The 26,912-nt window shown below is 67.4% G+C and carries 20 protein-coding genes, 1 tRNA gene and 2 pseudogenes; 10 read left to right on the top strand and 13 right to left on the bottom strand.

The window, feature by feature from the left end; translation table 11 throughout:
* Positions 1-3,111 carry an efflux RND transporter permease subunit gene (locus EHF44_RS15140; RefSeq protein WP_124684414.1) on the top strand — a complete coding sequence of 1,037 codons (3,111 nt, stop codon included), beginning with the start codon at positions 1-3 and terminating at the stop codon, positions 3,109-3,111.
* A 24-nt stretch (positions 3,112-3,135) separates the two neighbouring features.
* Here the strand turns inward: EHF44_RS15140 and EHF44_RS15135 are convergent, their stop codons facing one another.
* The 7 genes from EHF44_RS15135 to EHF44_RS15105 form a co-directional block, all read right to left on the bottom strand.
* On the bottom strand, positions 3,136-3,549 hold the full coding sequence (locus tag EHF44_RS15135) for a DUF3830 family protein (protein WP_124684413.1): 414 nt from the start codon (positions 3,547-3,549) through the stop codon (positions 3,136-3,138).
* 47 nt (positions 3,550-3,596) lie between these two features.
* The gene (locus EHF44_RS15130) at positions 3,597-4,787 is read right to left on the bottom strand and encodes an amidase (RefSeq protein ID WP_124684412.1); all 1,191 of its coding nucleotides are present in this window, start codon (positions 4,785-4,787) and stop codon (positions 3,597-3,599) included.
* 35 nt (positions 4,788-4,822) lie between these two features.
* Positions 4,823-5,854 carry an ABC transporter ATP-binding protein gene (locus tag EHF44_RS15125; protein ID WP_124684411.1) on the bottom strand — a complete coding sequence of 344 codons (1,032 nt, stop codon included), beginning with the start codon at positions 5,852-5,854 and terminating at the stop codon, positions 4,823-4,825.
* 18 nt (positions 5,855-5,872) lie between these two features.
* Positions 5,873-6,955: an ABC transporter ATP-binding protein gene (locus EHF44_RS15120; protein WP_124684410.1), complete on the bottom strand. Its 1,083-nt coding sequence runs from the start codon at positions 6,953-6,955 to the stop codon at positions 5,873-5,875.
* 2 nt (positions 6,956-6,957) lie between these two features.
* A complete protein-coding gene (locus tag EHF44_RS15115) occupies positions 6,958-7,845 on the bottom strand; it encodes an ABC transporter permease (protein WP_124684409.1) in 888 nt (295 codons plus the stop codon).
* 8 nt (positions 7,846-7,853) lie between these two features.
* Positions 7,854-8,804 carry an ABC transporter permease gene (locus EHF44_RS15110; protein WP_124684408.1) on the bottom strand — a complete coding sequence of 317 codons (951 nt, stop codon included), beginning with the start codon at positions 8,802-8,804 and terminating at the stop codon, positions 7,854-7,856.
* A 93-nt stretch (positions 8,805-8,897) separates the two neighbouring features.
* Positions 8,898-10,475 carry an ABC transporter substrate-binding protein gene (locus tag EHF44_RS15105; protein ID WP_253700105.1) on the bottom strand — a complete coding sequence of 526 codons (1,578 nt, stop codon included), beginning with the start codon at positions 10,473-10,475 and terminating at the stop codon, positions 8,898-8,900.
* A 261-nt stretch (positions 10,476-10,736) separates the two neighbouring features.
* Between EHF44_RS15105 and EHF44_RS15100 the strand changes: the two genes are divergently transcribed.
* Positions 10,737-11,984: a Zn-dependent hydrolase gene (locus tag EHF44_RS15100; RefSeq protein WP_124684406.1), complete on the top strand. Its 1,248-nt coding sequence runs from the start codon at positions 10,737-10,739 to the stop codon at positions 11,982-11,984.
* Between the two features lie 388 nt (positions 11,985-12,372).
* On the opposite strand, the gene EHF44_RS15095 is transcribed toward EHF44_RS15100, so the two are convergent.
* Entirely contained in the window at positions 12,373-13,155 is a 783-nt protein-coding gene (locus tag EHF44_RS15095) for an IclR family transcriptional regulator (protein ID WP_124685123.1), read from the bottom strand.
* A gap of 233 nt (positions 13,156-13,388) precedes the next feature.
* Between EHF44_RS15095 and EHF44_RS15090 the strand changes: the two genes are divergently transcribed.
* The 6 genes and pseudogenes from EHF44_RS15090 (at position 13,389) to EHF44_RS15065 (ending at position 19,036) form a co-directional block, all read left to right on the top strand.
* Positions 13,389-14,102: a GntR family transcriptional regulator gene (locus tag EHF44_RS15090; protein WP_124684405.1), complete on the top strand. Its 714-nt coding sequence runs from the start codon at positions 13,389-13,391 to the stop codon at positions 14,100-14,102.
* 34 nt (positions 14,103-14,136) lie between these two features.
* Positions 14,137-14,814 carry a DUF2848 domain-containing protein gene (locus EHF44_RS15085; RefSeq protein ID WP_124684404.1) on the top strand — a complete coding sequence of 226 codons (678 nt, stop codon included), beginning with the start codon at positions 14,137-14,139 and terminating at the stop codon, positions 14,812-14,814.
* Between the two features lie 77 nt (positions 14,815-14,891).
* Positions 14,892-16,214 (top strand): amidase, encoded by a 1,323-nt coding sequence (locus EHF44_RS15080; RefSeq protein WP_124685122.1) that lies wholly within the window; start codon positions 14,892-14,894, stop codon positions 16,212-16,214.
* Between the two features lie 159 nt (positions 16,215-16,373).
* Positions 16,374-17,698 (top strand): annotated as a pseudogene (locus EHF44_RS15075) (MFS transporter).
* 221 nt (positions 17,699-17,919) lie between these two features.
* Positions 17,920-18,006 (top strand) — tRNA-Leu (locus tag EHF44_RS15070).
* 325 nt (positions 18,007-18,331) lie between these two features.
* Positions 18,332-19,036, top strand: coding sequence for a zinc ribbon domain-containing protein (locus EHF44_RS15065; RefSeq protein WP_124684403.1), 705 nt, complete (start codon positions 18,332-18,334; stop codon positions 19,034-19,036).
* 735 nt (positions 19,037-19,771) lie between these two features.
* Here the strand turns inward: EHF44_RS15065 and EHF44_RS15055 are convergent.
* Positions 19,772-20,200: pseudogene (locus EHF44_RS15055) on the bottom strand (phage virion morphogenesis protein); the annotation flags it as partial.
* A 310-nt stretch (positions 20,201-20,510) separates the two neighbouring features.
* On the bottom strand, positions 20,511-21,779 hold the full coding sequence (locus EHF44_RS15050) for an MFS transporter (RefSeq protein WP_437340287.1): 1,269 nt from the start codon (positions 21,777-21,779) through the stop codon (positions 20,511-20,513).
* A gap of 168 nt (positions 21,780-21,947) precedes the next feature.
* Between EHF44_RS15050 and EHF44_RS15045 the strand changes: the two genes are divergently transcribed.
* A complete protein-coding gene (locus EHF44_RS15045) occupies positions 21,948-22,430 on the top strand; it encodes a (2Fe-2S)-binding protein (protein WP_124684400.1) in 483 nt (160 codons plus the stop codon).
* Positions 22,427-24,733: a xanthine dehydrogenase family protein molybdopterin-binding subunit gene (locus tag EHF44_RS15040; RefSeq protein WP_124684399.1), complete on the top strand. Its 2,307-nt coding sequence runs from the start codon at positions 22,427-22,429 to the stop codon at positions 24,731-24,733. Before EHF44_RS15045 ends, EHF44_RS15040 begins: the two co-directional genes overlap by 4 nt.
* Here the strand turns inward: EHF44_RS15040 and EHF44_RS15035 are convergent.
* The 3 genes from EHF44_RS15035 to EHF44_RS15025 all read right to left on the bottom strand — a co-directional run bounded on the left by EHF44_RS15035 (position 24,705) and on the right by EHF44_RS15025 (position 26,911).
* Positions 24,705-25,640, bottom strand: a complete 936-nt coding sequence (locus tag EHF44_RS15035; protein ID WP_124684398.1) for a LysR family transcriptional regulator — start codon at positions 25,638-25,640, stop codon at positions 24,705-24,707. The genes EHF44_RS15040 and EHF44_RS15035 overlap by 29 nt on opposite strands.
* A gap of 156 nt (positions 25,641-25,796) precedes the next feature.
* Positions 25,797-26,093: a hypothetical protein gene (locus EHF44_RS15030; RefSeq protein WP_124684397.1), complete on the bottom strand. Its 297-nt coding sequence runs from the start codon at positions 26,091-26,093 to the stop codon at positions 25,797-25,799.
* A gap of 17 nt (positions 26,094-26,110) precedes the next feature.
* On the bottom strand, positions 26,111-26,911 hold the full coding sequence (locus tag EHF44_RS15025) for a hypothetical protein (protein WP_124684396.1): 801 nt from the start codon (positions 26,909-26,911) through the stop codon (positions 26,111-26,113).
* Position 26,912 lies beyond the last annotated feature (1 nt).

Here is a 26,912-nt window from a genome sequence, read left to right as displayed (position 1 = left end):
ATGGAACATTCCCGCTTCAACCTGTCGCGCTGGGCGCTGGAACACCAGCCGCTGACGCGCTACCTGCTGGTCGTGCTGCTGCTGGGCGGCCTGCTGGCGTTCTTCCAGCTTGGCCAGGACGAAGACCCGCCGTTCACGTTCCGCGTGATGGTGGTGCAGGCGTTCTGGCCCGGCGCCACGGCCGAGCAGATTGCCGTGCAGGTCACCGACAAGATCGAGCGGCAACTGCAGGAAGTGCCGTACGCCGACAAGATTCGCAGTTTCTCCAAGCCGGGCGAGACGACCGTGATCTTCCAGCTGGCCGACAACTCGCCGGCCAAGGACACGGCACAGATCTGGTACACGGTGCGCAAGAAGATCGGCGATATCCAGCAGACGCTGCCGCAGGGCGTGCGCGGGCCGTTCTTCAACGACGAGTTCGGCGACGTCTACGGCTCCATCTACGCGCTGTCCGCCGACGGCTTCAACTACAAGGAACTGCGCGAGTACGCCGACCTGGTCCGCCAGGAACTGCTGCGCATCCCGGCCGTGGCCAAGGTCACGCTGCTGGGGCTGCAGGACGAGAAGATCTTCATCGAGTTCAACCAGACGCGCTTTGCGCAGCTTGGGCTCGACATCAACGCCATCGCCAACCAGATCGCCGAGCAGAACAATCCCACTGGCAGTGGCGTACTAGTCACTCCCAGCGACAACCTGCAGGTCCGCGTGACCGGCCAGCTAGGCGACGTGGAAGACCTGCAGAACCTGGTGCTGCGCGGGCCGAACGGCATCGCCAACATCCGGCTGGGCGACATTGCCCACGTCTACCGCGCCTATGTCGATCCGCCGGTCAGCAAGATGCGGTTCAACGGCAAGGACGTGATCGGGCTGGGCATCTCGATGGAAAAGGGCGGCGACATTATCGCGCTGGGCAAGGAACTGCGCCGCGTGACCGATGGCCTGCGCGGCCAGTTGCCGGTGGGCATCGAGATGGACCAGGTGCAGGACCAGCCCCAGGCGGTCAAGCGCAGCGTGGGCGAGTTCGTGCACGTGCTGATCGAGGCCGTGGTGATCGTGCTGGGCGTGAGCTTCGTGGCGCTGGGGCTGCATACCCGGCCGCTGCGGCTGGACGTGCGTCCGGGGCTGGTGGTGGCGCTGACCATCCCGCTGGTGCTGGCCGTGACGTTCCTGTTCATGAACATCTTCGGCATCGGCCTGCACAAGATATCGCTCGGGGCGCTGATCATCGCGCTGGGGCTGCTGGTGGACGACGCCATCATCGCGGTGGAGATGATGGTGCGCAAGCTGGAGGAAGGCTTCTCGAAGATGGAGGCCGCCACCTTTGCCTACACCTCCACGGCCATGCCGATGCTGACCGGCACGCTGATCACGGCGGCCGGCTTCCTGCCGGTGGGGCTGGCCCGGTCCACGGTGGGCGAGTACACGTTCGCGATCTTCGCGGTCACGGCGCTGGCGCTGGTGCTGTCGTGGCTGGCGGCGGTCTATTTCACGCCGTACCTGGGCTATCTGATCCTGAAGACGCGGGCCAGCGACGGCGGCCACCACGAGGTCTTCGACACGCCGTTCTACGCCCGCTTTCGCCGCCTGGTGAACTGGTGCGTCACGTGGCGCAAGACCGTGATCGTCATCACGCTGGCCGGGTTTGCGCTGGGCCTGCTGGCGTTCAAGTACGTGGAAAAGCAGTTCTTCCCCGATTCCAGCCGGCCCGAGCTGATGGTGGAGCTGTGGATGCCCGAGGGCACCGCCTTCGCCGAGACCGAGGCCGTGACCCGGAGGTTCGAGGCCGCCATGCGGCGCGACGACGCCGTGCAGAGCGTGACGTCGTTCGTCGGCAACGGGGCGCCGCGCTTCTACCTGCCGCTGGACCAGATCTTCCCGCAGCCGAACGTGGCCCAGGCCATCGTGATGCCGGTGACCGTGGAGGCGCGCGACGCGCTGCGCAAGCGCATCGAGCGCGTGCTGGCCGACGAATTCCCGCAGCTTCGCGGCCGCGTGAAGCTGCTGCCGAACGGCCCGCCGGTGCAGTACCCGGTGCAGTTCCGCGTGATCGGGCCCGACGCCGCCGGCGTGCGCAAGGTGGCGGACCAAGTGCGCGCGATCATGGACGACAACCCGAACACGGTGGGCGTCAACGACAACTGGAACGAGAACGTCAAGATGCTGCGCCTGGAGCTGGACCAGGACAAGGCGCGCGCGCTGGGCGTGACCACCAACGCCATCGCCCGGGCCACGCAGGCCGTGCTGACCGGCGTGCCGGTGGGCCAGTACCGCGACGCCGACAAGCTGATCGACATCATCATGCGCACGCCGCGCAACGAGCGCGACACGATGTCCGACCTGAACAACGTGCTGGTGCCCACCAGCACCGGCCGCGCCGTGCCGCTGACGCAGGTGGCCCGGGTCACGCTGCAGTCGGAGCCGGGCGTGATCTGGCGCGAGAACCGCGACTTCGGCATCACGGTGCAGTCCGACGTCGTCGACGGCATCCAGGGGCCCACCGTCACCGCGCAGATCAATCCGAAGCTCGACCCGATCCGCGCGGCGCTGCCGGCCGGCTACCGGATCACGATTGCCGGGGCCGAGGAGGAAAGCGGCAAGGCGGGCGCGTCGATCGCCGCCCAGTTGCCGCTGTGCATCTTCCTGATCTTCACGCTGCTGATGCTGCAGTTGCACAGCTTCTCGCGCGCGGTGATGGTGTTCCTGACCGGCCCGCTGGGCCTGATCGGCGCCGCCGCCACGCTGTTGCTGCTGCATTCGCCGATGGGCTTTGTCGCCCAGCTTGGCATCACGGCGCTGCTGGGCATGATCATCCGCAACTCGGTGATCCTGGTGGACCAGATCGAGCAGGACATCCGCGCCGGGCTGCCGCCGTGGCAGGCCATCGTGGAGTCGGCCGTGCGCCGCTTCCGGCCGATCATCCTGACCGCGGCGGCGGCCGTGCTGGCGATGATCCCGCTGTCGCGCTCGACGTTCTGGGGCCCGATGGCCGTGGCGATCATGGGCGGCCTGGTGGTGGCCACGGTGCTGACGCTGCTGTTCCTGCCGGCGCTCTACGCCACGTGGTTCCGCGTCAAGCCGCCCGAGGACGAGCGCGGCGTGATGGCGGGCTAGGCCACCGCCGGGGCCCGCCGGGGCCTATTCCGCCAGTTCGAAGACCACGTCCTGCGCGCCTTCCCAGAGCACCTTGGTGCCCAGCGCGCGCAGGTTTTCCTTGCCCTCGACGATGGTCAGGAAGTGGTTGCCGGCGAGCTGCCCCATCTTGCTGGCGAAGCAGCAGCTACCGTAGGCCAGGATGATCTCGGTCTCGCTGTAGCCGCCCGGGTAGAACAGGATGTCGCCAACCGACGGGTGGCTGGTGTGGTTCTCGAAGCCGACGCCCAGCCGGAACTCGCCGAGCGGAATCCAGCAGCCTTCGCCGCTCCAGCGCACGTGGATCAGCTTCTGACGGTACGGCAGCAGCTTCAGGAACGCGGCTACCGTGTCGGGCGCGTCGGGGTGGGTTTCGGCGACGAAGGTGTGGCCGGCGGCGGTGATGCGAAGACGGGTCATGGGGGTCCTGGCGGGTTCGGGTTGCAGGGTGGCGGCGTTGCCGTGGTTCAGGATAGTCCACCCATCAGCGTCTCGGCCACGGCAATCAGGCTGCGGTCGGCGCCGCGCGGCCCCAGCAGCGAAATGCCCAGCGGCGCGCCGGCGCGCCCTGACAGCGGCAGGCTCAGTTGCGGAAAGCCCGACAGCGGCGTCAGGCACAGCGTCTGGGCGGCGGCCGTGCGGTAGTCCTCCAGCGATTCCATGGGCGTGGTGCGCAGCGGCGCGATGTCCGGCATCGTCGGCAGCACCAGCACGCCGTCGTGGCCGAGCAGCCGGCCCAGGTGCGCCGTGAATTCGCGCCGCACGGCCGACGCGTGGGCAAACTGGGCCTCGGTCACGCCCTTGCTGAACGCGAACCGGCCGGCCACGTCGGGGCCAAGCTGCAGCCCGTACTGCTCGATCAGCGCGCCATCGGCCTGCCACGCCTCCCATCCCTGCACGTAGCGGAACGCCCAGTACAGGTCCGTCAGCGGCCGGTCGGCTACCTCCACAGGCACCGCCTTGCCCAGTACCGATTCGATCCGCGCCACGGTCGGCGCCAGCGCGGCGCGGGCCTCGGGCGTGGGCAGGCCGAACAGGTCGGTGGCCAGCAGCAGCCGGGGCCGGGCGGGCAGCGGGTCGCCATCGGCGCCGCACAGCACGTCGGCCACGCGCGCGAACGTGGCGATGTCGCGGGCAAGGAAGCCGCAGGTGTCCAGCGACGCGCAGAGCGGCATGCATTGGGCCAGCGAGATGCGGCCATGGGTGGGCCGGATGCCGAACAGCCCGCAGTGGCTGGCCGGCGCGCGCACCGATCCGCCCGTGTCGGTACCCAGCGCTATATCGGCCAGCCCGTGCGAGACGGCGGACGCCGAGCCCGACGACGAGCCACCCGTGATGCGGTCCGGCGCGGCGCCGTTGAACGGGCCGCCGTAGTGGTAGTTCTGGCCGTTCATCGAGAAGGCCAGCTCGTCGGTGTGCACCTTGCCGACAAAGGCGGCGCCGGCATCCAGCAGCTTCTGCACCGTGGGCGCGGTGGCGGTCTTGATGCCGGAGCGGGCCAGCACGTGCGGATTGCCGCCGCCGGTGGGGTAGCCGGCAACGTCGAACAGGTCCTTGACCGCGAACTTCAGCCCGTGCAGCGGGCCGCCCGGCGCGTGCGGCACGGGGGCGTCGGGGTAGGGCAGGAAGGCGCGGGCGGGATGGGTGGCCAGGCTCATGGAGGCAGGGTCCTTGTGGCGGGATGGAATCGGGTTCAGGCCGCGCATTCGGCGGCGGGGGCTTCGACGCGCAGGCAACTGACGCGATGCCCGCCGCCCAGCGACACGGCCGGCGGCACGGCGGCCAGGCAGTCGGGCCGGGCCTGCGGGCAACGCGGCGCGAACGTGCAGCCCGGCGGCAGCGCGGCCAGGTCCGGCGGCGCGCCGCCGATGGCCTGCAGCCGCTGGCCACGGTCCATGCCGTGCTGGCGGCTCTGCAGCAGCGCGATGGTGTACGGATGGCGCGCGTCGCGCAGCAGCGTGCGGATCGGGCCTTCCTCGACGATGCGCCCGCCGTACATCACGGCCACGCGGTCGGCAATTTCCACCGCCGCGCCAATGTCGTGCGTGACGAAGACGATCGACAGGCCCAGCGCGCGCTGCAGCTCGCGCAGCAGGATCAGCACCTGGATCTGCACCGTGGCGTCGAGCGCCGTGGTCGGCTCGTCGGCCAGCAGGATGCGGGGCTGGGCCGACAGCGCCAGCGCGATCATCGCCCGCTGGCGCATGCCGCCCGACATCTCGTGCGGATAGGCGGCCAGCCGCCGCTCGGGGCTGGGAATGCGCACCGCCTCCAGCGCCTGCAACGCCAGCGCGTGGGCCCGGGCCTTCGACACCTTGCGGTGCGTGCGGATGCATTCGACGATCTGCTGGCCGATCGTGTAGACCGGGTCCAGCGCCAGCAGCGGCTCCTGGAACACCATCGCGATGGTGCCGCCGCGCAGCCGTGCCAGCGCGCGCTTGTCCAGTGCCGGCACGTCGTGGCCGTCCACGCGGATCTGGCCGGTCATGGTCGTGCGCCGGGGCGGGTGCAGCCGCATCAGCGCGCGCAGCGTGACGCTCTTGCCGGAGCCCGATTCGCCGATCAGCGCGACGGCCTCGCCGGGCGCCACGTCGAGCGAGACGCCGTTGACGGCGCGGATCAGCTTGCCGCCGCCCGCGAACGTGACGTGCAGGTCGCGGACCGAGACGGCCGGCGCCGGGGTGGGCTGGGGTTGCGGGGCGCCCGGGTCGGGAAGTTGGGACATCGGAATCCTCCGGTGGAATCAGGGCGTGGCCGCGTGCAGGCCCGGCGAGAGCCGGCGTAGCGGCAGCGAGTGGCCGCCGTCGGGCATCGCCATCAGGCACGAGACCGGATGGCCGGCCAGCGCGTCGGACAGCACCGGCGCGCGGCGTTCGCAGACCGGCTCGGCGCGGGCGCAGCGCGGGTGGAAGCTGCAGCCGGGCGGCGGGTCGATCGGGTTCGGCGGGTCGCCGGCCAGCGGGGCGGCCAGCGTGCGGTGGTCGGGGTCCATCGACGGCATCGACGCCAGCAGCGCCCGCGTGTACGGGTGCGCGGGGTTGGCGTAGACCGCCTCGGTGTCGCCGATCTCGACCACCTTGCCCAGGTACATCACCATCACGCGGTCGCACAGGTAGCGGATGACGTTGAGGTCGTGGCTGATGAACACGTAGGTCAGGTCGAACTCGGCCTTGAGGTCGAGCAGCAGGTTCAGCACCTGGGCCTCGACCGACTTGTCCAGCGCGGAGACCGCCTCGTCCAGGATCACCAGCCGGGGCCGCAGCGCCAGCGCCCGCGCGATGTTCACGCGCTGGCGCTGCCCGCCCGACAGCTCGTGCGGATAGCGGCCGGCAAAGCGCCGGGGGTCCAGCCCCACGCGCTCCAGCAGGTAGCGCGCCCGTTCGGTGGCTTCGCGGGCCGGCACGCCATGCACACGCGGCGTGAACGCGACCGATTCCTCGATCGTCAGGCGCGGGTTCAGCGACGCGTAGCTGTCCTGGAACACCATCTGCACCTGGCTGCGGAACGCCTTCATGGGCAACTGGGCCGAGCCCACGCCCTGGGCGTCGAAGATCAGCTCGCCGCGGTCGTGCGGCGTCAGCTGCATCAGCAGCCGCGCCGTGGTGGACTTGCCGCAGCCCGATTCGCCCACCACGCCCAGCGTCTCGCCCTTGAGCACGTCGAAGCTGACGCCGTCGACGGCGCGCACCACGCCGCCGCTGCGCAGCGGCACGGCCGACTTGAGCGGAAAGTGCTTGACGAGGTCGCGGGCGATGACCAGCGGCTGGGCCGGCCCGCCCACATCGCGGACCGGTTGGGCGGCGGGGGCAACGTACGCGTCGGCCATGGTCACTCCTTGATTTCCATGGCCGAGCGGATGCCGTCGGCCAGCAGGTTGAACGAGATCGACGTGAGGAAGATCATCGCGCCGGGCAGGGCCGCCACCCACGGCTGCGTGTAGATGGCCGTGCGCAGCGTGTTCAGCATCAGGCCCCACTCGGGCTCGGGCGGCTTGACGCCCAGCCCCAGGAACGACAGCCCCGAGGCCAGGATCATCGACACCGAGATCAGGCTGGTGGCGTAGACGAAGATCGGCCCGAGCACGTTGTTGAGCACGTGGGCGCGCACGATGGTCAGCGACGAGGCGCCCGAGGCCCGCGCGGCATCGACGAACTCGCGGTTGCGCACCTGCGTGGTCACGCTCTCGGCCACGCGCACGATCTGCGGCACGAACACGATGGTCAGCGACAGCAGCGCGTTGCCCACGCCGGCACCCAGCGTGCCGGACAGCGCGATGGCCAGCAGCACCGACGGGAACGCGTAGAGGATGTCGGTCACGCGCATGATGGCCGTGTTGGTCCAGCCGCCCGCGTAGCCGGCCACGATGCCGATGGCGCTGCCGATCACGAACGCCAGCAGCACCGGCGTGATGCCCATGAACAGCGACAGCCGCGCGCCCAGCATCAGCCGCGACAGCATGTCGCGGCCCAGTTCGTCGGTGCCCAGCGGATAGCCCTCGAAGCCGATGGGCTTGAGCCGCTTGAGGATCGACGAGGCATAGGGGTCGGCCGGCATCAGCGCCGGCGCGAACACGGCCGTGGCGATCAGCGCCAGCAGCACCAGCGCGGCTCCCATGGCCAGCCGGTTGCGCAGCAGGCGGCGTCCCACGGTGCGCCAGTAGCCCGGCGAGCGCTCCACCAACAGCGGCGCGGCGCCCTTGTTCAGCGTCAGTTCCATGGCGGCTCCTAGTGGCGTTGGATGCGGGGGTCGAACAGCGTCTGCAGCGCGTCGACAACCAGGTTGAGCAGCACGAAGAACACGGCCAGCACCAGGATCGTGCCCTGCAGCAGCGGAAAATCGCGCTGGAAGATTGCCGCGTTCAGCAGGAAGCCGGTGCCCGGCCACGAGAACACGGTCTCGATCAGGATCGACCCGCCCAGCAGGTAGCCAAGCTGCAGGCCCATCACCGACAGCGCCGTGGGCGCCACGTTCTTGACCACGTGGCGGAACACGGCAACGTCCGACAGGCCCCGGGCGCGCAGCCCGACGATGAACTCGTTGGACAGGATCTCGGCCACCAGCGCCCGGATCGTGCGCGCGACGATGCCCATCGGGATGACCGACATCGTCACGGCCGGCAGCAGCAGGTACTTCACGTGCTCCCAGTCCCACGCCCAGTCGCCCGAGCCGCCCGGCCCGGCGCCGGTGGCCGGCAGCCAGCCCAGCAGCACCGAGAACGCGATGACCAGCACCATCCCCAGCCAGTAATGCGGGATGCTGACGCCGAGCACCGAGACGACGGAGGCGAGCCGGTCCCACACCGAATCGCGCAGGTAGCCGGCCACGAAGCCGAACAGGCAGCCGGCCGTGAAGCCGATCAGCGTGGCCACGGTGGCGAGCCGGATCGAATTGACCACGGCGTTGGACACCTCGGCCATCACCGGCCGGTTGGTGGCGATGGACGTGCCCAGGTCGCCGTGCAGCGCGCGGACCAGCCAGTGGAGAAATTGCTCCAGGAACGGCTTGTCGAAGCCGTACAGCGCGGTCAGCTGCAGCCGCAGTTCCTCGGACGCGTCCGGCGGCAGCACCGACACGAGCGGGTCACCGGGCGCGATATGGACCAGCGAGAAGCAGAGCAGGGCGACCCCAAGCAGGATCGGCAGCGCATACAGGATGCGGCGAAGCAGGTAAGTCATGGTCTGTGGCCGGCTGTGGGGGGAGCGAAATCGTTTCAAGATGGCACCCCTCTCTCGCCTGGCGGGAGAGGGGCGCCGACACCGCCGCCAGCCTTAATCCATCGACATCGTCGCGATGTCGATGAACCAGCTTTGCGGCTGGACCACGCCCTTGACCTTCTTCGAGATCGCGCGCGGGCCCACGTCGTGGGCGATCAGCACGAACGGCGATTCCTCGACGATGCGGGCGTGCAGCCGGGCCAGCGCGGCGTCGCGGTCCTTCTCGCCGAACGACGTGCGGGCCGTCTCGATCAGCTTGTCGAACTCGGCGTTGCCGAAGAAGCCCCAGTTGTTCGATACCGGCGGCTGCGTCTTGGTGCTGACGAAGCGGACCATCGCAAAGAACGGGTCCATCGCCGCAAAGCTGACGTTGATGGCGTTGGCGCCGTGGGCGCTTGGGTCCTTGGCGCCGATGCGCCAGTTCGTGAACAGCGTGTTCCATTCCACGACGTCGAAGTCCACGTCGAAGTAGCACGCCTTGAGGTTCTGCTGCACGTATTCGTTCATCGGCAGCGGCTGCATCTGGCCCGATCCGGACGCCGATACCTGCACCTTGACCTTGACCGGCTTGGCGGCCGAGTAGCCGGCCTCGGCCATCAGCTTGCGCGCCGCCTCGGGGTCGTACTTGATGTCGAAGGCGGGATTGCCCCACCACGGGTTGCCGGCCTCGACGATGCCCTTGGCCTCGGCCATGTAGCCGCCCAGCAGCGTCTTCAGGCCAGAGCGGTTCACGCAGAGGTTGGCGGCCTGGCGCACGCGCTTGTCCAGCCACGGCGAGTTCGGCGCGAACGAGAGCTGCCACGGCCACATGTGCGGCTGGGCGTTGGCGTAGACCTCGAAGCCGCGGCTCTTGATCTGCGCGACGGCGTCGGGCGCGGGCGCCTCGATCCAGTCGACCTGGCCCGACAGCAGCGCCGCGGTGCGCGCGTTGGCCTCGGGCATCGGCAGCATCACGACCTTGTCGATCTTCGGCACGCGCTTGCTGTCCCAGTACGCCGGGTTCTTTGCCAGCTCCAGCCGCTCGCGCGGCACGAAGCGCGTCATCTTGAACGGGCCGGTGCCCGAGGCATCGGCGGCAAAGGCCACCCACGCCTGCTTGCTGCGTTCGGCCGGGTCGGTCACCGACGCCGGCACGGCCGCGAGCTTCTTCTCCCAGTGCGTGGGCGACGCCATGAACAGGTTCGAGACGTTGTACGGCAGGAACGAATCCGGCTCGGACGTCACCAGCTCCACGGTCAGGTCGTCGATCTTGCGCGCGCTGCGCAGCGTGGGCATGCGCGACGCCGTCACGCCCACCTGGCTCGGATCGAACTGCCTGGCGGTCTTGTCGAGCACCTTGTTGACGTTCCAGACCACGGCGTCGGCGTTGAAGGCCGAGCCGTCATGGAACTTCACGCCGGGGCGCAGCTTGAAGGTCCATTTGGTCTTGTCCTTGTCGTCGACCTTCCACTCGGTGGCCAGGTCCGGGATCAGCAGGCTCGGGCCGTTGGACTTGGACAGGTCCCACTGGGTCAGCGCGTCGTACATCGGGATGCCGGTGAAGCGGTTGCCCTCGAAGCCCTGGTCGGGCTGGCCGAGCGTGCGCGGGATGTCGGCGGCGGTCATGCCGATGCGCAGCACCTTCTGCGCCATGGCCGCGCCGGGCAGGGCGAGCAGCGAGAGCGCGACGGCGGCGGAGACGCAACGGAGCGCGGCGGCAAGGCCGGTCGCTGGGGAAGACGTGTTCTGGGTCACAGGCAGGGCTCCTGGGTGATGGGTGAAGGTGCGAGATGGGACTGCCTCCGGTCTAGCAAGTGATGTGCCAGTGGCCATGCACCATCGCGACGTCCGCCGCGCGTGGTCTGCTTCTTGCACAGGGGCAATCCATCTTCACTCACCGCAGACCACCGAGACATGGATTCGCAATTCACTCCCCGCATCAATGGCGCCCGCCTGTGGCAATCGCTGATGGCGCTTGGCGAGATCGGCGCCACGCCCAGGGGCGGCGTGTGCCGCATCGCGCTGACCGACGAGGACCGGCGCGGGCGCGACCTGGTCGTGCAGTGGTGCCGCGAGGCGGGGCTGGACGTGCGCGTGGACGAGATCGGCAACGTCTTCGCGCGGCGCGCCGGCACGGACCCGCACGCGCCGGCCGTGGCCACGGGCAGCCACATCGACACGCAGCCGTCGGGTGGCAAGTTCGACGGCAACTTTGGCGTGCTGGCCGGGCTGGAGGTCATGCGCACGCTCGACGACCTGGGCATCCGCACGCGCGCGCCGCTCGAGGTGGCGTTCTGGACCAACGAGGAAGGCACGCGCTTCACGCCGGTGATGATGGGCTCGGGCGTCTTCGCGGGCGTGTTCGACGCGGCCCACGCCCGCGCGCAGCGGGACCGCGACGGCGTGAGCGTGGGCGACGCGCTGGCCGCCATCGGCTACCACGGCCCCCAGCCGGCCGGCGAGGTGCCCGGCGGCATGTACGCCGCCTATTTCGAGGCGCATATCGAGCAGGGGCCGGTGCTCGAGGCGGCCGGGCTGCCGATCGGCGTGGTATCGGGCGCGCTGGGCCAGCAGTGGTACGACGTGACCGTGACCGGCCAGGACGCCCACGCCGGGCCCACGCCACTGGCCCTGCGCCACGATGCACTGCTGGCGTCGGCGCGGATGATCGAGGCCGTGAACCGCATCGCGCGCGACGAGGCGCCGCACGGGCGCGGCACGGTGGGCTTTGTCGAGGTCACGCCAAATTCGCGCAACGTGATTCCGGGGCGGGTGGACTTTTCGGTGGACTTCCGCAACCTGGGCCAGGACGGCCTGGACCGGATGGACGCGGCCATGCGCGCGGCGTTTGCCGGCATCGCCGACGCGGCGCGCGTGGCCGTGGAGATCCGCCAGGTGGTCAAGTTCGAGCCGTGCCTGTTCGCACCCGCCTGCGTGGACAGCGTACGCCGCGCCGCCGCCCGGCTGGGCCTGCCACACATGGACGTGGTCAGCGGCGCCGGCCACGACGCCGTCTACGTGGCCCGCCGCGCCCCCACCGGCATGATCTTCGTGCCGTGCAAGGACGGCATCAGCCACAACGAACTGGAAGACGTACTACCCGAACACATCGCGGCCGGCGCCAACGTGCTGCTGCAGGCGATGCTGGAGCATGCGGGGTAGGCGAGGGATGGCGAGGGATGGCGTCATGCCCGGTGTTTCTCCCCTCTCCCGCCGTGCGGGAGAGGGGCCGGGGGAGAGGGTGTCGAGGCTCTGCTTGCCGACCTGTCGCAGTTCGATGCGCTGGCCCTCTCCCCCAACCCCTCTCCCGCAGGCGGGAGAGGGGAGTAAACAGGAGGTACAAGTCCAGGCTAGCGAGTATTTTTTCCCCTCTCCCGCTGTGATTTTTTTTTGCTCCCCTCTCCCGCCGTGCGGGAGAGGGGCCGGGGGAGAGGGTGCCGAGGCTCTGCTTGCCGACCTGTCGCAGTTTGAGCCGCTGGCCCTCTCCCCCAACCCCTCTCCCGCAGGCGGGAGAGGGGAGAAAAACCTCATGCCGAATGACGTACCCCGCCTAATGCCCGATCGACCTTGAAATCGCCCACGCGCACTCGATCACCAGCGGGCCGAGGCGGCGTTGGGCGTCGGCCATTGTCCAGCGGCTGGCGGGCGGGGAGACGTGGACCGCGCCGACAGCCTCGCCGCGGCTGTTCACAATCGGCGCGCCGATGCCCATGTCGCCCAGGAACAGTTCCTCCTCGTTGCACGCGTAGCCAACCGTCCGGCAGGCCACTACCGTCTCGAAGATCGCGTCGACGTCGGTCAGCGTTGCCGGCGTGCGTGGCGCCCGTGTGGATGCTTCCAGCATGGCGCGCACCTGCGCGTCGGGCAGCTTGCTGAGATAGGCGCGGCCCGAACTCGTGCAGTACATCGGAATCCGCATGCCCACGGGCGTCAGCACGGGCATGTGCTTGGCGGTCATCAACTGCGCCACGTAGACCATGTCCAGCCCCACCGGCTCGGTCAGGTTGGCCGTCTCGCCGCTGGCATTGGCCAACTGCGACAGGTACGGGCTGGCGATGGGAATCAGCGCGTCGGCGGCCAGGTAGTTGTAGCCGATCTCCATGACCTTCGGCGTCAGCCGGAAGCGGCGCGTCTGCGGGTGCTTGTCGACGTAGCCAAGGCGCTCCAGCGTATGGACCGTGCGCTGTGCCGAACTCTTGCTCATGCCGGTCAGCGCGGCCAGTTCGGCCAGGGTCAGGGTGCGGTGGACGGCGCTGAACGCCCGCAGCGCGTCCAGGCCTTTTTCCAGCGACTGGTTGAACAGGGGATCGCGACGGTCTTCAGTGGCTTGCATGTCGGCGGCGGGCACCATCGTCGTGACCCGCTGCACCACGATGGAAGCATATTGCACCAAGATATGGATGAATCGATTATCGATTCGTAACGGGTGGCCCATGATACGTGGCGCCACCCCGCGCGCCTAGTGCTGACAAGGTCCTGCGCGTTTACCCCTACATCTCCATGCCTTGTCGTCGGTGAAATATCACACTAGTATCACAACAACTTCAAACGACCCAGGCAGTGCCCGTGGCCAATCCCATCCGACTCGTCGGCAACGCCGACCCCAGCGCCGAAGCGGCAACGTCCGCGCCGCCGACTGCCGCCCAGAGCGGCGCCGCGCTGCGCGAGCAGGCGTACACCGAGATCAAGCGCCGCATCATCGCGTGCGAGTTCCGGCCCGGCGAACCGCTGAACGAGGCGCAGGTGGCCGCGCTGCTGGGCCTGGGCCGCACGCCGGTTCACCAGGCGCTGCATCGGCTGGAAGTGGAAGGGCTGGTGTCGATCCTGCCGCGCAAGGGCGTGCTGGTGACGCCGCTGTCGCTGAACGAGGTGCTGGACATGATCGAGGTCCGCGCCACCAACGAGGTGCTGTGCGCCACGCTGGCCTGCGAGCGCGGCCACGACAGCGATTTCAAGGCGATGCGCGACATCGTCGACCGTTCGCCCGACCTGATCGCCCGCCGCGACATTCCCGCGCTGGCGTCGCTGGACCTGAAATTCCATACCGCGATGTCCGCCGCGTCGCGCAACCGCGTTCTGGCCGAACTGCTACGTGGCCTGCACGAGAAGCAGGCCCGTTTCTGGTTCCTGTCGCTTTCCGACCCGCAGCATCTTGAGAACGTCTACCAGGAGCACCTGGAGATCGTGGATGCGCTGGAGCGGCGCGACGTGCCTGCCGTGCGGGACGCGATCCGCGCGCATATCGACGAATTCCGGAAGAACATCATCCGGACCCTCTGACCGACTTCTTTTCCTCGCAACAAGGTAGCAAGCCATGCCGACTCTGCAACTCCAGGTAGCCGGCGGGGGCGCACTCGCCCTCGACATCGAACGACTGATCATCGCCGGCTGGACCGGCCGCGACCGCGACGCCGTGCAGCACCATATCGACGAGCTGAAGGCCATCGGCGTAAAGCCGCCCGCCACGGTGCCCACGTTCTACCCGCTGGCCGCGCAACTGCTGACCACCGCCGACGTGCTGGAAGTGCCGCGCGACGATTCGTCGGGCGAGACCGAATTCGTGCTGCTGCAGGGCCCGGACGCGCTGTACATCGGCATCGGCTCGGACCACACCGACCGCAAGGTCGAGGCGTACGACGTGACCGTGTCCAAGCAGATGTGCGCCAAGCCGATGGGTCGCGAAGTGTGGCGGTTCGACGAGGTGGCCGACCATTGGGACGCGCTGGAAATGCGCTGCTGGCGCGTGCGCGACGGCCAGCGCGCGCTGTACCAGGAGGGCAAGGTCACGCGCCTGCTGGACCCGCGCGACCTGATTGGCCGCCTGACCGGCGAGGACCAGCTGCCGCCGGGCACGGCGATGTTCTGCGGCACGCAGGCCGTGATCGGCGAGATGGGTCATGGCGAATTGTTCGAAGTCGAACTGCATGACCCCGTGCGCAACCGCAGCCTGCGCCACGCCTACCGCGTGGAAGCGCTGGCCGTGGCCGAGTAAGCCAGCCCACCTTCCTGCCCGCCTTCCTGCCCACTTTCCTGCCCATTTCGTAACCGAGAGAGCGAACCACGATGACGATGACTGCCCCGACCATTGCCGACCTTGCCGCCGCGCTGGCGGCCGGCCGCACCACGAGCGTCGCGCTGACCGAGCAGGCGCTGGCCCGGATCGACAGCCACCGCCAGGCCGGCGGCACCGCCTTCCTGACCGTGGATGCCGACGGCGCGCTGGCGCAGGCCCGCGCCGCCGACCAGGCCCGCGCGGCCGGCATGGTGGCGTCGCCGCTGGCCGGCCTGCCGGTGTCGATCAAGGACCTGTTCGACGTACGCGGCCAAGTGACGCGGGCGGGCGCCAAGGCGCTGGACGGCAATGCCCCGGCGCAGGCCGACGCGGTGGCCGTGGCGCGCCTGCGGGCGGCCGGCGCGGTGCTGATCGGCCGGACGAACATGAGCGAGTTTGCGTTCTCCGGGCTGGGCCTGAACCCGCACTACGGCACGCCGCGCACGCCGTTCGATCCGGATCGGATCAGCGGCGGCTCGACGTCGGGCGGCGCGGTCAGCGTGGCCGGGCAGATGGCCGTGGCGGCGCTGGGTACCGATACGGGCGGGTCGATCCGCATTCCGTCGGCGTTCTGCGGCCTGACCGGCTTCAAGCCCACCGCGCGGCGCGTGCCGCTGGACGGCGGCGTGCCGCTGTCGACCTCGCTCGATTCTGCCGGCCCGCTGGCCCGCTCGGTGGCCTGCTGCGCGGCGATGGATGCGGTGCTGAGCGGCGAGACGCTGGACACCCGGCCGGCGCCGCTGCGCGGCCTGCGCCTGTACGTGACGCGCGACTTCGTGTTCGACGGCATCGACGCCGAGGTCGGCCAGGCGTTCGAGGCGGCCGTGCAGCGGTTGTCGGCCCAGGGCGCCCAGATCGTGCCATTCGATTTCCCTGAGCTGCGGCGCCTGCCCGAGATCAATGCCGCCGGGGGCTTGACCGCCGCCGAGGCGTGGACGTGGCACCGGACGCTGCTGGCCGAGCGTGGCGACCAGTACGACCCGCGCGTGGCGCAGCGCATCCGCCGTGGCGAGAAGCTGAGCGCCGCGGACTACATCGTGCTGCTGGAAGAGCGCCGCGCGATGCAGCAGCGCGCGGCCTGGCTGCTGCGCGATGCCGACGCCTGGCTGATGCCGAGCGTGGCGGTGCGCCCGCCGAGCCTGGACGCGCTGACGCGCGACGAGGATTTCTTCGCGATCAACGGCCTGGTGCTGCGCAACCCGAGCGTCATCAACTTCCTGGACGGCTGCGCCACGTCACTGCCGATGGGCGAGGGCATGGGGCTCGGCGTCTGCGGCGTGACGGGCAGCGATGCCCGCGTGCTGCAGGTATCGGCCGCCATCGAACAGGCGCTGGGCTGAGGCGCCACGCGGCCGGCCCGGCCCGGCCGCGCGGTCCCGATCTCTGCACCGACGGGCAGCTTCCCACTGCCCGGCACGCACGCGCCAGCACAGCGCACTGCGCGAGGACGCCGCCAATGTAGCGGTGTCCCACCCACCACACCCAAGGAGTAGTCACCGATGTCTTCCGTGATGACCGGCGCCCCGGGCGCCCTGGAGAACCTGCCGCCAGCGGAACTGGCGCAGCAACGCAACGAGGCGTACCGCAAGATCACCGTGCGCCTGATCCCGTTCCTCGTCTTCCTGTTCATCCTGGCGTGGATCGACCGCGTCAACGTGGGCTTTGCCAAGCTCCAGATGCTGCAGGACCTGCAGTTCAGCGAGGCCGTCTACGGCCTGGGCGCGGGCATTTTCTTCATCGGCTACTTCCTGTTCGAGGTGCCGAGCAACCTGCTGCTGGAGAAGATCGGCGCCCGCAAGACGCTGGCGCGGATCACCATCCTCTGGGGGCTGGCGTCGATGGCGATGATCTTCGTCAAGACGCCCGGCCAGTTCTACGCGCTGCGCTTCCTGCTCGGCATTTTCGAGGCCGGCTTCTTTCCGGGCGTGGTGCTGTACCTGACGTACTGGTTCCCGGCCGCGCGGGGGCGCGCATCAACGGGCTGTTCATGACGTCGTTCGCCATCGCGGGCGTGATCGGTGGGCCGCTGGCGGGCTTCATCATGAGCGCGATGGATGGCGTGGACGGCCTGGCCAACTGGCAGTGGCTGTTCGTGATCGAAGGCATTCCGTCGGTGCTGGCAGGCTTTGCCGTGCTGGCGTGGCTGCCCGAGAAGCCGGCCAACGCGGGCTGGCTCAACGCCCGGGAGCAGGCCATCGTCACGAGCGACGTGGAGGCCGAGGCGCGCGACCCCGCCAAGCATTCGCACCTGAAGGACGCGTTTGCCAACGCCCGGGTCTGGATCTGCGCCGCGATCTACTTCTGCGTGGTGAGCGGCAACGCGACCATCGCGTTCTGGTCGCCGTCGATCATCAAGGAACTGGGCGTCCACGGCAACCTGCAGATCGGGCTGGTGTCGGCTATCCCGTTCGTGGCGGGGACGATCGCCATGGTGCTCAACGGCATCCACTCGGACCGCACCGGCGAGCGGCGCATGCACTGCGCGCTGGCCACGCTGCTGGCCGCCGTGGGCCTGACGCTGACCGGCTTCTGGCTCCATAGCGCCGTGCTGGCCCTGATCGCCCTGACCGTCGCGTCGATCGGCATCCTGGCCGCCTTCCCGGTGTTCTGGTCGCTGCCGTCCGCCTTCCTGGCCGGCACCGCCGCCGCCGGCGGCATCGCGCTGATCAACTCCATCGGCAACCTGGCCGGGTTCGTGGCGCCGTACATGATCGGCTGGTTCAAGACCACCACCGGCCAGCTCTCGTCCGGCCTGTACTTCGTGGCCGCGCTGGAGGCCTGCGCCACCGTGCTGGTGATCGCCTTCATCCGCGCCCGCCAGTAACCCGGCGGAGGCGGCCGCCAGGGCGGGGCAGGGGGCTGGATTCCCTGTCCGCCTTGCGCTACAATCCGCTTCCTTATCGCGCCGCGGCCGGAAGTCAAGCCAGCGGCACGAACCGGATCCCGGCGCGCCAGGCGCCAAAAGCAAGCCAGATCAAGAAAGGCGGGCAGCTCAAGCCGCCTTTTTTGCTTTGCGAACCTGCTTTGCGATCCGGTCCCAGGACTGCGAGGGTGGCGAAATTGGTAGACGCACCAGGTTTAGGTCCTGACGCCAGCAATGGTGTAGGGGTTCGAGTCCCCTCCCTCGCACCAAGTATCCTTTAGAGCACATTCGTGCATCTGCTCTGAAATTCCCGGAATGCCTTGTCCCAGAAGGGTTAGCCGGTGTTATGAGTTCACAGCGCCCCCCGGATTTCCCTTCAAGAATCACATATAATTTTCGCCTCGCCCCCAAAGTTCCCCCAAAGAAGCCCCATGACATTTGGCGGAGTTCATGCTTCGCTCGATCCAGCTGTAAACCGTTTTCAAGCGCCCCCTAGCAGGCCGTGGCCTCATTGTTTCCCTACGGTCAACTACCCAACTCACGCTGCACGCTCAGCACTGTGCAGGCACGTTGGACATAGGAGGACGTATCGAAATGGCTTTGGTTAACTGCGGCGAATGCAACAGAGAGATCTCTGACAAGGCACGGGCATGCCCGCACTGTGGCGTCAGAAGGAAGTCGAACCGCACGGCCGTGCTCAAAGGCGTCGTGGTGGCGGTCATCGTCATCGGCATACTGGCCCAATGCGCGGACGAGGGGAGTTCAAAACCTGAGGCGCAAGAGTCCACCCAATCGACGGAAAAGGCGACAGGCCCCGACAAAGAGCCGTCGGCCTCCACCGGCACGGCGACCATCGGACGCAGTACCCGTCAGATCCTGGGGGATCTTCCTGTCCTGGAGCGCTCTGCGAGTGTTCCGCTGCGCGACGGAAGCCCACGTGAGTCCATCCGCCTGAACCCCCACCTGCATCTCGAAACGATCGGAGAGAAAGCCGATCTCCGCAGTTACACGATGATGTTCGGGATCGCCAGTGATGACAAAGCGGGCGCAATAGAGACGGCCGTTCTGGTTGCGTCCGTCCTTGCCAACACTTTCCCCGACTGGATGGAAAAAGGTAGACAAGGAGGGAGCGCAGATTGGTTTAACAGAGCGACCAAACAGCTTGGCTCAAACATCAAGCGCAACAAGGACGACCCCGAGCCGGTGATACTGGATCGAGACGGACTGCGGATCCGCTACTCAGCGGTGCCGGTCATGAAGTTGTTTTTTGTGACGGTCGAGCCGGTGGGGGCGTTGTAGTAGTAACTGCAGCCGCGGGCGTACGGAGAGAGTTAGCGATGCTGGCTGGCGTGCCAGACCGGACGCGCACGCGCGGAGGCCGTGCGTGGCGTACCTCGACGACAGAGCCGAGGCGAATCAGGTTGGCGAGAAGGCGGGAAAGCTCAGCGGAATGCATACCCTCCAGCGTGCCTCAGGCGCGCGGGAGGGTGGTGGAGTGGGTGTTGTGGGGGTGGGGGGGACAACGAGAGGGGGCTGCATTCGGCCATGAGCAGACACTCGACGGCCAGGACGAGATCAGGCTAATCTGCTAGCTTGAATAGCGAAAACGCTCGCAATGAGGTCGTTGACATTTCTACCCCCTGAACTCGCGCTGCAATCAATCTCCCATCGCGAAATTGTCTTACCTCTCAATGCAGCCATTGAAGCGGTTGACTATTTCGCCAGCAAACAGATTCACATTCTGGGGTGGGAAGGGTGGATTCTGGCGGAGGATGGACGGGTCGGTCATGGCAGCGCACCGCAAGGCACGACGAATCTCGAAGACCTTTCGCCACTGGACGCTGCGGAACTCTGCCGCCAAACCATCCCGATTGCGGCGCGCGAATGGTCGAGGGATCATCCAGATTCGACGGATCGTCTGCACTTTTGCATCACGATTCTCTGCGAGCCTGTACCCAAAATTGCCCGCACGTGAAGGACCGCTAAGGGTCGAAAACGGCCCTCCGCCCTATCCCCCCACCACCCCCACCACCCCACCACCAAATCCCCCAGCCGCTCCACATCCCCGTCAGCCAGTCCCAGCAGCTCCCGCTGCGCATACTCCACCACCATCCCGCCGCGGTTCACCCGGTCCCTTAGGCCGAACTGGTGGACCGCGGCGATTCGTCTGACGCTGGCGGCGAATTCCACGGCTGCGCTGTTGGCGTCCGCCTGCGTCTTCATGAACCGCGCTGTCCGCAGCTTTCCGAACATCTTGCGGCGGACGCTGCCTGCCTTCGCGCGCAGGCGCGGCTTGCGTGGCTGGTAGGGGGTGCCGTCGGGGTTGCGCTGGGCGGCGATGCGCAGGGTCTGGCGCCGGCGCAGCTCGGCCGCGGCAGCGCGCATGAGGGTGCGGCGCTGGCTGGGGGCCAGGTTGTGGAGGAGGGCGCCGGCCCAGGCGGTGAGGTCGTCCAGGTCGCTCATGCCGATGGCAGTTTCCAGCCGGCGGCAGGATGTGTGGGCACTGAAGCGCGAAGCCCAGGCGCCGTCGGAATAGTGACGGCCGGCAGCTGGAAGGGCGCGGCCGTCTGCGCTTGCGAGGGCCTGGCAGTCCTCCCCGGAGGGATTACCCAGAATCCCCCCAAAAAGCCCCTAAACAATTGATTCTGGGGAAGAACTGATTTCCCTTTCTTCGCACCAAGTATCCTTTAGGCACATTCTTGAATCTGCTCAAAAATTCCCGGAATGTTTTTTTTCCTTTATCCAGGTTCGGGCCAGGCGCCAGCGGAAAACTTCACCGTGCCTCCCCGGCTTGCACGTGAGCGGATCGATCATCGAAACCCCAGACCCCCTCCGTCTTCGCAGCGCGGGCGGTCATCCATGCCAGGATGGCGCCGATGATCAGTAGCGATGCGCTGGCTTCGAGTGTGCTGCGATAGCCGTATCGATCGAACAGGATGCCGCCCACGGTGGAGCCCAGTGCGATCGACAGCTGGACCACGGCGACCATCAGGCCGCCGCCTGCCTCGGCATGGTGCGGGAACGTGCGGGTGATCCAGCTCCACCATCCGACCGGCGCCGCCGTTGCCACCAGTCCCCACAGCGCCAGCAGCACGACGACAGCGGCCGTGTGATGGCCCAGGCCGATCAGTGCGAGCGCAATGCAAGCCATGAGCGTCGGGATGATGACAAGCGTGGCGTAGAACGCCCGCGTCAGTACCGCGCCGATCAGCATGGTCCCGATGAATCCCGCCACGCCAATCGCCAGCAGGATTAGCGATAGGCTGGACGCATCGACCCGCGTGACCGTTTCGAGGAACGGCCGGACGTAGGTGAACAGCGTGAATTGCCCGGAGAAGAACACGCCGGCCGCCAGCATGCCCAGCGCGACGACCGGGCGCCTCAGGTGCGCGAACACGTTTCCGTTCCCGTGGGGCGGCGTCGGCACCGGCATCGAGGGAAGGCTGAACCATTGCCAGGCAAGCGCGACCAGCGCAATCGGGACCAGGCAATAGAACGCACCGCGCCAGCCGATGAGTGCGCCGAGGTAGCTACCGACCGGGGCCGCGACGACGGTTGCCAGTGCGTTGCCGCTATTGAAGATCGCCAGCGCGCGCGGCACCTGGTGCGCCGGGACCAGGCGGATGGCCGTGGCCGCCGACATCGACCAGAAGCCGCCGACGACGACGCCGATCAATGCGCGCCCGATCATATAGACGGTGTAGTTGGGCGCCACGGCAATGATGGCGCCCGATACTGCCATGACCGCCGTGAGCCCCAGCAACAGGGCCTTGCGGTTCGCACTGCCGGCGATGATGGAGATGAACAGGCTTGTGAAGACCGCAAAGGCGCCGGAGATGGCGATGCCCTGGCCGGTCATCCCTTCGGTGACTTGCAGGTCCGCCGACATCGGCGTCAGCAGGCTCACGGGCATGAACTCCGAGGCAATCAGCGCGAATACGCAGAGCGTCATCGCGAATACGCCGCTCCAGTAGGCAGCCGGCTGGGAGGAATGAGAGGGTGAGCTCTGGGAGGGTGCGGGTTTTTCCATCGGCCGTATCATCGCGAAAAAGGCGGTGGCTCGACTAGCTGCTCAATACTTGTTGCCTTGATGAGTCAGTCTCATGAAACAGATTGATGATCTGTGTTCATGACGGTAATGAGCCAGGGTGCGTAATGAAATCGGCGCGTATCCGATACCATTCCCCGGTCCCCCGCCTCCCATCCGTCCATGACAAAGATAAACATCAACGGCCAGGCTCATGAGGTCGACCTGTCGTCCGACACCCCGCTCCTGTGGACGCTCCGCGATGCGCTGGGCTTCACGGGCACCAAGTTTGGCTGTGGCATGGCGCTTTGCGGCGCCTGCACCGTCCATGTCGATGGCCAGCCGGTCCGCTCCTGCGTCACGCCCATCTCCGCCGTGGGCACCAAGCAGGTGCGCACGATCGAATCGATGGAATCGGATCGCGTAGGCCGGGCCGTCCAGGATGCATGGGTCGAACTGGGCGTCGCCCAGTGCGGCTACTGTCAGGCGGGGCAGATCATGACCGCCACTGCGCTGCTGAAAGCGAATCCCAAGCCCACGGACGAGCAGATCGTCGCCGGAATGAGCGGCAACCTCTGCCGCTGCGGCACTTACAACCGCATCAATGCGGCGGTGAAGCTGGCGTCGACACGCCTTGCGGCCAACAAGACGGGAGCCAAGGCATGACGCGCACCGACCTCGACACCCTCGAACAACCGGCGCGCCGCCGTCTGCTGCAGGCGGGCGCGGTGTTCGCGTTGTCGCTCCAGTTCGGCGGCCTGGTTACCAAGGCAGCCGCAGCGGAGGCTGACAAGAAGTACGGCGGCGCAGCGATGCCAGGCGGCATCGTGGACAACCCGCTGGTATTCGTCTCGATTGCGCGGGATGGCACCGTGACCATCGTGGCGCATCGTGCGGAGATGGGCACGGGCGTGCGAACCAGCCTGCCGATGGTGGTTGCCGACGAAATGGAAGCCGACTGGAGCCGCGTCAGGATCGTTCAGGCCGACGCCAACGAGGCCCGCTATGGCAGCCAGAACGTCGACGGATCGCGCAGCATGCGGCATTTTCTGGCGCCGATGCGTCGTGTGGGGGCATCGGCACGGCACATGCTCGAAGCCGCCGCCGCTGCGCAGTGGAAAGTGCCGGCCACCGAAGTGCAGGCGCGCAACCACGAAGTCATTCACGCGGCAAGCGGCCGGCGGATCGGCTATGGCGAACTGGCCGAGGCCGCGATGCGTCAGCCGGTGCCGAAGCAAGACCAACTGCGCCTCAAGCAGCCGGATGCATTCCGCTATATCGGCAAGGGCAAGATCATGCCCGCCGACAGCCGCGATATCGCGCGCGGCAAGGCCACCTACGGTATCGACGTGCGGCTGCCGGGCATGGTCTACGCCGTCATCGCGCGCCCGCCCGTGTTCGGCGGCAAGCTGCGCAAGGTCGATGGCACCGACGCGCTGAAGGTACCGGGTGTCCTGCGCATCGTCGAGCTGAAGGGCTATGACGGTCCGCCGTTGTTCAATCCGGTGGGCGGGGTTGCCGTGGTGGCGACCAACACGTGGGCGGCGATGCAGGGCAGGGCGGCGCTGAAGCTCGAATGGGACCATGGCGCCAACGCCAGCTACGATTCCGCCGTGTTCCGCCGCACCCTGGAAGCGGCCGTGCAGCAGCCTGGCAAGCCGCTGCGTAACGATGGCGATGCCGTGGCCGCCCTGTCGGCAGCCGCTGGCCAGCGCAAGGTAGCAGCCCAGTACTACATTCCGCACCTCGCGCATGCGTCGATGGAAACGCCCGTGGCCACGGCGCGCTTCGTCGATGGAAAGTGCGAGATCTGGGCGCCGTCGCAGGCGCCTCAGGGGGCATTGGAAAGCGTGGCGAAGCACGTCGGGCTCGACGCCAGGGACGTGACGCTGCATCTGACACTGCTGGGCGGCGGCTTCGGCCGCAAGTCGATGGCCGACTTCATTTCCGAGGCAGCGCTGGTGTCCAAGGCCATCGGCGGCACGCCGGTCAAGCTGCAATGGACGCGCGACGACGACATTCACCACGACTATTTCCACACTGTCTCGGTCGAGCGCATGGAATCGGTGCTGGATGCCAATGGCAAGCCCACGGCGTGGCTGCACAGGTCCGCGGCGCCCACCATCACCTCGACGTTCAAGGTCGGCGCGGAGGGCAAGGCCCCCTTTGAAGCGGGGATGTCGGCCATCAACATCCCGTTCCAGATTCCGTCGATCCGCCTGGAGTCGGCCGATGTGCCGGCGCACACGCGCATCGGCTGGTTCCGCTCGGTATCCAACATCCCGCATGCCTTTGCGGTACAGAGCTTTGTTGCCGAACTGGCGCATCAGGCCCGTCGCGATCCGAAGGATTACCTGCTGGAGCTGATCGGCCCGCCGCGCAAGATCAATCCCGCGACGCTGTCGGATAGCTGGAACTACAACGAATCGCCGGACGTGTATCCGCTCGATACCGGCCGCATGCGCCGCGTCATCGAGGAAGCCGCGCGCCGGGCGAACTGGGGCCGCAAGCTGCCCAAGGGTCATGGTCTTGGCATTGCCATGGCCTACAGCTTTGTGACGTATGTGGCGACCGTGGTGGAAGTGGCGGTGGATGCCAAGGGCCAGATCACCATTCCGCGCGTGGACATGGCGATCGATTGCGGGCCGCAGGTCAACCCGGAGCGTATCCGTTCACAGGTGGAAGGCGGCTGCGTGATGGGCATCAGCCTGGCGATGCTGGGAGAGATCTCGTTCAAGGACGGCCGCGTGCAGCAGAGCAACTTCCACGACTTCGAGATCCTGCGGTCGCATATGGCGCCACGGGCCATCCATACGTGGATGGTGGGCGGCGATTTTGCGGTGCCACCCGGCGGGGTGGGCGAGCCGCCCGTGCCGCCCATCGCGCCGGCACTCTGCAATGCAATCTTCGCGGCGACGGGAACACGGATCCGGTCGCTGCCTATCCGTGACCAGCTTTCGCAGGCTTAGTCGCGGCAACGCCGTCCGGCTTGTGCCGGATGGCGTCTATCACAATCTTGAGCGCCCGCGACGACTGCCTGCGGCTGGGATAGAACGCGTGATAACCAGGGAACGTGGGGCACCAGTCCTCCATGACCTTGACCAGTTTTCCCTTGTCCGCATAAGGCTGGATAACCGGCAACGGCAGGAACACCAGCCCGAAGCCGTCGAGGGCGGCATTGAGCATCTGGTTGACGCTATTGCAGACCACCTGGCCTTCCACGCGCGCCTGGACCTTCTTGGACCCCTTGGCCAGTTCCCATGCGTAGAGTCCGCCGCTGGTGGAGAGCCGCAGGTTGATGCAGCGGTGCGATAGCAGGTCGCGCGGTGCCATCGGTTTGTCGCGGCCCTTGAAATAGGCGGGAGACGCCGCGATGGCCATCTTCACGTCGGGACTGATGCGCACGGCGATCATGTCCTTCTCGATCTGGTCGCCAAACCGCACGCCAATGTCGTAGCGCTCGCCGACGATGTTGGTCAGTCCATAGTCCACCGTCAGCTCGACGTTGAGGTCCGGATACTGCGGCAAAACCTTGGCCAGGCGAGGCCAGATGATGGCATCGATTGGATGGTCCACGGACGTGATGCGAATCGTGCCTGCCGGACGCTCCCCAAGCTCGGCCACAGCGGAGAGGTCGGCTTCGATTTCATCGAACTTGGGCCCGATGGACCGGATCAGCCGTTCGCCGGCATCGGTCGTCGACACACTGCGCGTGGTGCGCGTCAGCAGCCGCACGCCCAGCCTTGCCTCCAGATTGCGGATGGTGTGGCTCAACGCGGATTGCGTGACGTCCAGGCGAGCCGCCGCGCGCGTGAAGCTCCGCTCGCGCGCGACAGTGACCAATGCGAGCAGATCGTTAAGGTTGTGGCGGGGCATGGCAGCTCTCTGCGGGGAATCCGGTCAGGCGCCGCGAAGGGCGCCATGAACGCATCTCATGAATGTTCCCGCTATTGTTCAGCCCGGCGCGTGTGGTGCGCAAGTGTTTTGTCGAGAGGCCGTGGGACCTTGGGGGGGGGATGCTCGCCGCCCTTGTCAGCCATCGCTGCGGACGTGTACGCCATTGACCGTGTGGTTGCGCCCCACAGCGTTTGAGCACGGTACGACGCGCACGATCCGATAGCCCCCGGAATGCTCCGGCGCGACGCAAAAGAACCGGTACTCGCGTGAATCCACCGACGTGATGTCCTGCGTCAGGGCCTTGGCGGCGGCCATGGTCGGCGCCCATCTTCCTTCGGCTTCGTACTCGCCGAAGCGTATCGACTCCAGCAGCGCAAAGAGCGTCCTGCCGGGGAAGCGATCCCTGGCGGCGGGAACCTTCGGCGGTTCCATGGACGCAGCGTCCGGGTTCACGGCACGTTTCGCTCCCAGCTCATCGCCCAGCCATACAAGGCAATGCAGCCCAGTATGATCAGCGTCGGGCCGAATACAAACGATAACAGCGGCATCATCATCAGCGAGCCGCGCGACAGCAGATAGACGTGCAGCGCCATCTGAAGAGGGACCGCCACCACGACGAACGCAATGCTCAGGACGGTCAGCAGAATCTTCCTCGACCACGAGAAATCGAAGATGTAGTACACGAGCGCGTGCCCCCAGGGCAGCACGAACAGCAGGACGGCGGACGTCTTGACGCCGTTGTCGACGTAGCCGCTCACCGTGTACGGAAAGTTCTTTTCGCCGACGGCAAAGTACATCAGCGCCGTGGCTTCGATGCAGATGGCGAACAGCAGCAGGTACCGAAGCGGCAGAAAGCGGCCGCGGATATACCGCGCGAGTATGCACGCCAGCAGGGTGACGATGAGCGTTGTCCACCACGTCCGTGCATCAGGCGGCCCGGCCGCGACTTCCAGGTAGGGCAGGGGCAGGTTGAACCAGATGAACGACACGTTGTGCTCGCCGGTGGTGCCCTCGATGCCGAGCTTGTCGAGCCAGAAAGCGAGCACGCCGGCCCAGTTGGCGCTCAACTGTCCCCTGAGACGCCATTCGATCGCGTTGAACAGGGCGGGCACCAGCACGATGCCGACCATTGTCGACGGAGACAGCGTCAGGCGATCGAGCGATCGGTGTCTGGCCAGAGACAGTGTGTGCAACCCTAGCGCCCGGCCGGGGTCCGAGGCAGTGGTCGGCTCGCCGCGATCGTCTTTCATG

Origin of the sequence: Cupriavidus pauculus (assembly GCF_003854935.1) — a bacterium.
In the GTDB taxonomy this organism is placed as follows: Bacteria; Pseudomonadota; Gammaproteobacteria; order Burkholderiales; family Burkholderiaceae; genus Cupriavidus; species Cupriavidus pauculus_C.
The sequence above is the reverse complement of the archived record's forward strand: the minus strand, read 5'-3'. Positions and strand labels throughout refer to the sequence as shown.

What these genes read in the sequence shown, in the direction of transcription:
- EHF44_RS15110 (WP_124684408.1), bottom strand. Translation starts at nt 8,804, where the DNA reads ATGACTTACCTGCTTCGCCGCATCCTGTATGCGCTGCCGATCCTGCTT.
- EHF44_RS15140 (WP_124684414.1), top strand. Translation starts at nt 1, where the DNA reads ATGGAACATTCCCGCTTCAACCTGTCGCGCTGGGCGCTGGAACACCAG.
- EHF44_RS15085 (WP_124684404.1), top strand. Translation starts at nt 14,137, where the DNA reads ATGCCGACTCTGCAACTCCAGGTAGCCGGCGGGGGCGCACTCGCCCTC.
- EHF44_RS15120 (WP_124684410.1), bottom strand. Translation starts at nt 6,955, where the DNA reads ATGGCCGACGCGTACGTTGCCCCCGCCGCCCAACCGGTCCGCGATGTG.
- EHF44_RS15135 (WP_124684413.1), bottom strand. Translation starts at nt 3,549, where the DNA reads ATGACCCGTCTTCGCATCACCGCCGCCGGCCACACCTTCGTCGCCGAA.
- EHF44_RS15080 (WP_124685122.1), top strand. Translation starts at nt 14,892, where the DNA reads ATGACTGCCCCGACCATTGCCGACCTTGCCGCCGCGCTGGCGGCCGGC.
- EHF44_RS15040 (WP_124684399.1), top strand. Translation starts at nt 22,427, where the DNA reads ATGACGCGCACCGACCTCGACACCCTCGAACAACCGGCGCGCCGCCGT.
- EHF44_RS15100 (WP_124684406.1), top strand. Translation starts at nt 10,737, where the DNA reads ATGGATTCGCAATTCACTCCCCGCATCAATGGCGCCCGCCTGTGGCAA.
- EHF44_RS15105 (WP_253700105.1), bottom strand. Translation starts at nt 10,475, where the DNA reads ATGGCGCAGAAGGTGCTGCGCATCGGCATGACCGCCGCCGACATCCCG.
- EHF44_RS15130 (WP_124684412.1), bottom strand. Translation starts at nt 4,787, where the DNA reads ATGAGCCTGGCCACCCATCCCGCCCGCGCCTTCCTGCCCTACCCCGAC.
- EHF44_RS15030 (WP_124684397.1), bottom strand. Translation starts at nt 26,093, where the DNA reads ATGGAACCGCCGAAGGTTCCCGCCGCCAGGGATCGCTTCCCCGGCAGG.
- EHF44_RS15035 (WP_124684398.1), bottom strand. Translation starts at nt 25,640, where the DNA reads ATGCCCCGCCACAACCTTAACGATCTGCTCGCATTGGTCACTGTCGCG.
- EHF44_RS15095 (WP_124685123.1), bottom strand. Translation starts at nt 13,155, where the DNA reads ATGCAAGCCACTGAAGACCGTCGCGATCCCCTGTTCAACCAGTCGCTG.
- EHF44_RS15045 (WP_124684400.1), top strand. Translation starts at nt 21,948, where the DNA reads ATGACAAAGATAAACATCAACGGCCAGGCTCATGAGGTCGACCTGTCG.
- EHF44_RS15065 (WP_124684403.1), top strand. Translation starts at nt 18,332, where the DNA reads ATGGCTTTGGTTAACTGCGGCGAATGCAACAGAGAGATCTCTGACAAG.
- EHF44_RS15115 (WP_124684409.1), bottom strand. Translation starts at nt 7,845, where the DNA reads ATGGAACTGACGCTGAACAAGGGCGCCGCGCCGCTGTTGGTGGAGCGC.
- EHF44_RS15025 (WP_124684396.1), bottom strand. Translation starts at nt 26,911, where the DNA reads ATGAAAGACGATCGCGGCGAGCCGACCACTGCCTCGGACCCCGGCCGG.
- EHF44_RS15125 (WP_124684411.1), bottom strand. Translation starts at nt 5,854, where the DNA reads ATGTCCCAACTTCCCGACCCGGGCGCCCCGCAACCCCAGCCCACCCCG.
- EHF44_RS15050 (WP_437340287.1), bottom strand. Translation starts at nt 21,779, where the DNA reads ATGATACGGCCGATGGAAAAACCCGCACCCTCCCAGAGCTCACCCTCT.